Source organism: Sphingobium sp. ba1 (genome assembly GCF_000743655.1).
GTDB lineage: Bacteria > Pseudomonadota > Alphaproteobacteria > Sphingomonadales > Sphingomonadaceae > Sphingobium.
Window position 1 is genome coordinate 823135 of record NZ_JPPQ01000069.1, and the last position, 5691, is coordinate 828825.

The 5691-nt window shown below is 65.3% G+C and carries 5 protein-coding genes and 1 pseudogene; 4 read left to right on the plus strand and 2 right to left on the minus strand.

Going from position 1 to position 5691, the window contains the following annotated elements; translation table 11 throughout:
* Window positions 1-92: 92 nt before the first annotated feature.
* Together IL54_RS06975 and IL54_RS06980 are read right to left on the minus strand one after the other, a co-directional pair.
* Complete coding sequence (locus IL54_RS06975; protein ID WP_156106155.1) at window positions 93-1070, minus strand: DDE-type integrase/transposase/recombinase; 978 nt, start codon at window positions 1068-1070, stop codon at window positions 93-95.
* A gap of 153 nt (window positions 1071-1223) precedes the next feature.
* A complete protein-coding gene (locus tag IL54_RS06980) occupies window positions 1224-2246 on the minus strand; it encodes an SPOR domain-containing protein (RefSeq protein WP_037478019.1) in 1023 nt (340 codons plus the stop codon).
* A 202-nt stretch (window positions 2247-2448) separates the two neighbouring features.
* Here IL54_RS06980 and IL54_RS06985 point away from each other — a divergent pair, with 202 nt between their 5' ends.
* The 4 genes and pseudogenes from IL54_RS06985 to IL54_RS07000 form a co-directional block, all read left to right on the plus strand.
* Complete coding sequence (locus IL54_RS06985; RefSeq protein WP_037478020.1) at window positions 2449-3168, plus strand: ParA family protein; 720 nt, start codon at window positions 2449-2451, stop codon at window positions 3166-3168.
* A 14-nt stretch (window positions 3169-3182) separates the two neighbouring features.
* Window positions 3183-3710, plus strand: a complete 528-nt coding sequence (locus IL54_RS06990; protein WP_037474288.1) for a hypothetical protein — start codon at window positions 3183-3185, stop codon at window positions 3708-3710.
* Between the two features lie 14 nt (window positions 3711-3724).
* Window positions 3725-5065, plus strand: coding sequence for an SPOR domain-containing protein (locus tag IL54_RS06995; RefSeq protein ID WP_037474290.1), 1341 nt, complete (start codon window positions 3725-3727; stop codon window positions 5063-5065).
* Between the two features lie 171 nt (window positions 5066-5236).
* Window positions 5237-5691 (plus strand): annotated as a pseudogene (locus tag IL54_RS07000) (NADP-dependent oxidoreductase); the annotation flags it as partial.

Here is a 5691-nt window from a genome sequence, read left to right on the forward strand (position 1 = left end):
GCGCGGGAATGACGTAAAAATCTGTGGTCGATGAATTTGGCAACGATCTTTCTAAACAGGGAGGGCTTATACCATCGCGCAATAAGGCTGACTCATGCGCGCTGTTCCCCGGCGAAGGTGTTGAGTTCCGTCTGATTAGCGAGGGCGTCGTTTGGGGACTGGTATTTGAGGCATCGCAGCCTTGTACGGTTATAGTTCTGGACGGTTTGATGGAGGAAGGCATTTCTTTGGTCGTGAGACAGGAAGTGGTTTTTGCCGCGATTGGTACCGGCGCTGGGATGGTGTCGCAGGGCTTCGGCAAGACGCCGGTTGAAACGTTCGACCATGCCGTTGGTCTGGGGGTGGAAGGGCTTTGTGAGGCGATGCTCGATGGCGCGGTCCTGGCAGATGCGATCGAAGGGATGTCGTCCTGAAGGTTTGCCCTGGGGCTTGTCCTTCATATCGACGGCGAAGCGATCCGTGAACTCGGACCCATTGTCGGTGAGGATGGTGTGGACCTGATGGGGGAAGACTGCGAGGAATCGTTCGAGGCAGGCGGCGATGCTATGGGCATCGCGTTGCCGGACAATCTCGATATGGACGAAGCGGGTGGCGCGGTCGATGGCGACGAACACATAAGCGCGCTGGGCTTGCAGGCGGGTGAGATGCTTGAGGTCGATATGGATGAAGCCGCAGGGTGTGTCATCGGGGAAGCGGCGGCTGGGGCTAGGCTGGGCTGCGGGCTGGGGTCTTTGGGCCACGCCGATACGCTTCATGCAGCGGTGGATGGCGCTGCGCGAGAGGGTGGGATTGACGCACCGCTGCATGACCTGGACGATGTCGTCGAGGCTCAGGCCGATATCCTGCCGCAGTTCGCGAATGAGCGCTTCGTCGGTCGGCGAGGTGCTTTGTCCCAGCCTATGCCGGGTGTGCGATCCGTCGGTGACGCGATCTCTGGCTTTCCAGCGCCGCACGGTGGTTTCGCTGACACCGAGCTGGCGGGCCAATTGCGCCACCGACAGCGCGCTCGACTGGATCAAAGCCCGCGTCTTGGGCGTGGTTCGGGCATTAGCGTGCAAGTGGATCTGCATGATATCCTCGCTTGGCAAGATGGCGCAATCCAGCAGCCACTCCAAACAACTCTATACAAACAGACGGGATAAAACACGGAGGCCGGGGTCCAGTTCCACGCTCTGGACTGGACCCCGGCCTTCGCCGGGGAACAGGTCGAGTAAGGCGCGGGGTTACATCTTCTTGGGCATGCAGTCTGCACCGGCGGCCTTGATCTTGGCGCACAGGCGCGCGGCGTCGCTGCTGCTGGCGATGGGGCCGGCCTGCAGGCGGGTGACATTGCCGGCCTTGACCAGATAGGGCTGGTAGGCGGACAGGCCGCTGACTTTGCCGGTCATCTGGTTCCACAGCGCGCGGGCGCGGCCATCTTCGCTGAACGCGCCCAATTGGACGCGCCAGCCGCCCGATGCGGCGGGGGCGGGGATGGCCGGTGCCGGGCGCGGCGCGGGTTTGGCAACTGCAACCTGCGGCGCAGGCTTGGGCGCAGGCCGGGGCGCTGGCGGCGTGGCAACCGGGGCAGGCTGGTTGATGGTCGAGGGCGGCAGTTCCGTCGTCCGCACCGCTGAGGTGGCGGACCGTATCGGCGCGGGCTTTGCCGGGGCAGGACTCGCTGCGGCGAGCGCACCCGTCTTTTCCGACTTCTCCAGGCTGGCGGCCAGTGCCAGGCCTTGCTTGCGCTGATCTTCGGGGATGAACTTGTCCATCTCGGTCAGGCTGGTCGCCGCCTGCGGCAGGCCCGATGCCGACGCGCGGGTCATCAATGCATAGGCGCGCACCCAATCCTTGCCGATCAGGTCGCCGTTGAACAGGGTCGTGCCGACAATATATTGCGCGCGCGGTTCGCCGCGCATCGACGCGCGCTGGAGGAAGGGCATGGCGTTCGCGCGGTCGCCCTGCTGGAACATCAGCAGGCCCAGATTATCCTCGGCGCGCAAATGACCTTGGGCACTGGCCTTGCGATACCAGTCGAGCGCGGCCGTCAGGTCGGGCTGGACGCCGCGACCCAGCTTATAGGCCTGGCCCATGTTGAACTGCGCATCGGGATCGCCCGCGAGCGCCAGCGGACGCCACTCGCCGATCGCCTTGGCATAGTCGCCCTGCTGCCAGGCATCGACGCCTGCCTTGACGTCGGCCATCGCTGGTGCGGCCAAGCCGATCAGGCACCCCAGCGCCATGCTCTTCCAAAGATACGTCATAGTCCCATGCTCCTGCGCGAACAGCTTTGCGCTGGTGATGCGCAAACAAGGTTAAATTCACGTTAGCATAAGAGGCGCAGGTTCGGGTGGGACTTGGCTGGACTAGCCCCTCGCCCCAAGCAAAGCCGAGCGTGGGTTAACCAATTTTTAGGTGCAGTTGTGGCAGTCCCGACCGGAACTGGATTTTCTGGGGGGATATTCGTTGCGGATTTTGGCATTGGCGTCGCAGAAAGGCGGATCGGGCAAGACCACCTTGTCGGGTCATCTGGCCGTGCAGGCGCAGATGGCAGGCGCTGGTCCCGTCGTGCTGATCGACATTGATCCGCAAGGTTCGCTCGCCGACTGGTGGAACGAACGGGAGGCCGAATTTCCTGCCTTCGCCCAGACCACGGTCGCGCGGCTGGCCGCCGACCTGGAGACATTGCGGCAACAGGGTTTCAAGCTGGCCGTCATCGATACGCCGCCCGCCATCACCATGGCGATCCAGAGCGTGATTTCCGTCGCCGAGCTGATCGTCGTGCCGACCCGGCCCAGCCCGCATGACCTGCGCGCGGTGGGCGCGACCGTTGATCTATGCGAGCGGGCGGGCAAACCGCTGCTCTTCGTCGTCAATGCCGCGACGCCCAGGGCGCGCATCACGTCCGAAGCCGCCGTTGCCCTGTCGCAACATGGCACGGTCGCGCCGGTGACGTTGCACCACCGCACAGATTTCGCCGCGTCGATGATCGACGGACGCACGGTGATGGAGGTTGATCCCAGAGGACGCTCTGCCGCCGAAGTCGCCCAGCTCTGGTCCTATGTGTCGGATCGGCTGGAAAAGAATTTCCGCCGCACGGTCTTTTCCGTGCCCCAGGGCAGCGTCGGCACCGTCGCGGCTCGCCCGACCGGCGGAGGCTTCGGCCGCCGCGCGATCGGCCAGTAAGGGAGGCAAGCGTCATGGCCGAACCCAAACCGCTCGCATCGCTGACGTCGGGCTTGCTCGCGCGCAAGGGCGCGGCGCAACCGGCGATGCGCCGCCCGATGATGGGCTTTGGTCGCACCGTCGGCAATGCAGTGCCGCAGGATGATCTGGGCTGGAACGACATGGGTTTCGATGTGGAGCCAGTGCCGATACCGGTCGAAGAGCCGCCGGTCGCGATCGGCCTGACGCCGATGACGACGCCCGTGGCTGTGCCGCCGGTCGTGCTGGCACGCGAGGAATTGGCCGAACGGATCAAGGCCGCACCTGCGACGCGCAAGAAGGCCGTGCCGACACCGGCACCCGCACTGGCTCCGGGCCGCAAGGCCGCCTTCACGCTGCGGCTGGAGGCTGAACGCCATTTGAAACTGCGCCTTGCCTGCGCCGTCACGGGACGGTCGGCGCAACAGATTGTTACGCAGGCGCTCGATGACTTCATCGACACGTTGCCGGAAATCGACCGGCTGACTCAGCAGCTGCCGCAGATGCGCGGCGACAAGGCATGAAAGTGGGTAGGCATATGAAGCGCACGACATTCGGCAAGGCGGCGATCGCATCGCTGCTCGTCGCCACGACGATGGTGGGCTGTACCGGGGCGGCATTCCGTCCTTCGGCATCGGTCGGGCAGCCCAAGGGCGATCCCGCCAAGCAGGCGGCCATCGCGGAAAAGGCGCTGGCATCGCGCGACGCGACCAAGGCGGTTGCCGCCGCCGAAGCCGCCGTGCAACTCGCGCCCGACAATGGCGCCTATCGCCAGCTATTGGGCCGTGCCTATGTGCAGGCGGGGCGCTTTGCCTCGGCCGAAGCGGCACTGAGCGATGCGATGACGCTGGGCGATGGCGACGTCGGCACGATCGTCAGCCTGGCGCTGGTGCAGGTGGCGCAGGGGCGGTCGGACGCCGCGCGCAATCTGCTGGTGACGAACGCCTCTACGGTTCCGGCCGGTGACTATGGCCTGGCCATGGCGATGGCCGGCGACCCGCAGGAAGGCGTGCGGATATTGTCGCAAGCCATTCACGATCCATCCGCCACTGCGCGCACGCGCCAGAACCTGGCCTATGCCTATGCGTTGGCCGGTCGCTGGAAGGATGCGCGCATGGTTGCGGGCATGGACATGGAGCCGCTGGCCGCGAACAAGCGGATTTCCGACTGGGCGCAGATTGCGGAGCCTTCGCTGGCGCCGATGCGTGTCGCGGCGCTGATGGGCGTGACGATCGATCCCAATGATATGGGGCAACCGGTGGCGCTGGCATTGTCGTCGCCGTCCGCCGCGGCTGCGCCGGTCGAGATGGCACAAGCCGATCCGATGCCGGTCGTCGAGACGCAGGCACCGGTGCAGGTCGCCGAGGCTGCGCCCGCGCCTGTAGTCGAGGCAGCACCGGTCATCAAAGCCAGCCCCAAGCCTGTACGGGTCGCTGTCCGCGACTTCATCGTCGAGGATCGGTCGGGTAAGCGGATCGCGCCCAAGTCCCGCGCCAAGGCGCAGCCCGCCGCCGCTGGCCCTGCCGCGCGGATGCAGCAGGTCGCCTTCATCAAGCCGGTCGCCAATGGGGCGAGCAATTGGGTGGTCCAGCTGGGCGCTTATGACAGCGCGGGCATCGCCAAGGAAAAATGGATGCAGATGGCGGGCGGCAACATGATGTTGTCGGCCTTCCCCGTGCTGACCAGCCAGACGACCGTGAAGGGCAAGACTTTCCACCGCCTGGCGATCAGCGGCTTTGCCAGCCGTGCCGACGCCATGAGCGCCTGCCGCATCGTGCAGTCGCGTCGCGGCCAGTGTTTCGTGCGCGAAGCCGCGCCCGGTGCGACACCACAACGCTGGGCCGTCGCCAGCAAAGGCCGTCAATACGCTTCGCGCTGATCTCCCCCTCTCCCATAGCGCGACTTCCTGGAGCGCGCGGAGCCACCCGGCTTCGCGCGCTTTCTTTTTGCCACAGGGCAGCTGTGCATTTCGCCAGTGTCGCGCGGGGTTGGGGCAGGGCATAGCGGGGTCAAAGACGCGCCCAACGCGCGCCCAAGCTGGAGAACTGCCTTGCTGAACCGCCAGATCGTCCTTGCCTCGCGCCCGCATGGCGTGCCCGTGCCGGAGAATTTTCGCCTTGTCGAAGGGCAGGTGCGCGAACTGGAAGAGGGCGAAATCCTGATCCAGAACGAGGTGTTCGCCATCGATCCGGCCGTGCGCGGGATGCTGGACGATCGCGACGACAGCTACCTGCCTGCGACGCCGATCGGCGGCATCATCCCGACCATGGTGCTGGGCCGGGTGATCCAGTCGCGCAATCCGGGCTTCAAGGAAGGCGATTATGGCCGGGGTTTTGTCGGGTGGGAGGAATTTTCGATCCTGAACCCCGGCAATTTCGCGATCGAAAATGTCCATGTCGACCCCAGCGTGCCGCTGACCGCCTATATGGGCGCGCTCGGCTGGTCGGGCATCACCGCCTATGTCGGTTTGAAGCGGATCGGCGAGATGCAGGCGGGCGACACGGT

Coding starts and splice junctions, on each gene's coding strand:
- IL54_RS06980 (WP_037478019.1), bottom strand. CDS start 2,246: ATGACGTATCTTTGGAAGAGCATGGCGCTGGGGTGCCTGATCGGCTTG.
- IL54_RS06995 (WP_037474290.1), top strand. CDS start 3,725: ATGAAGCGCACGACATTCGGCAAGGCGGCGATCGCATCGCTGCTCGTC.
- IL54_RS06990 (WP_037474288.1), top strand. CDS start 3,183: ATGGCCGAACCCAAACCGCTCGCATCGCTGACGTCGGGCTTGCTCGCG.
- IL54_RS06975 (WP_156106155.1), bottom strand. CDS start 1,070: ATGCAGATCCACTTGCACGCTAATGCCCGAACCACGCCCAAGACGCGG.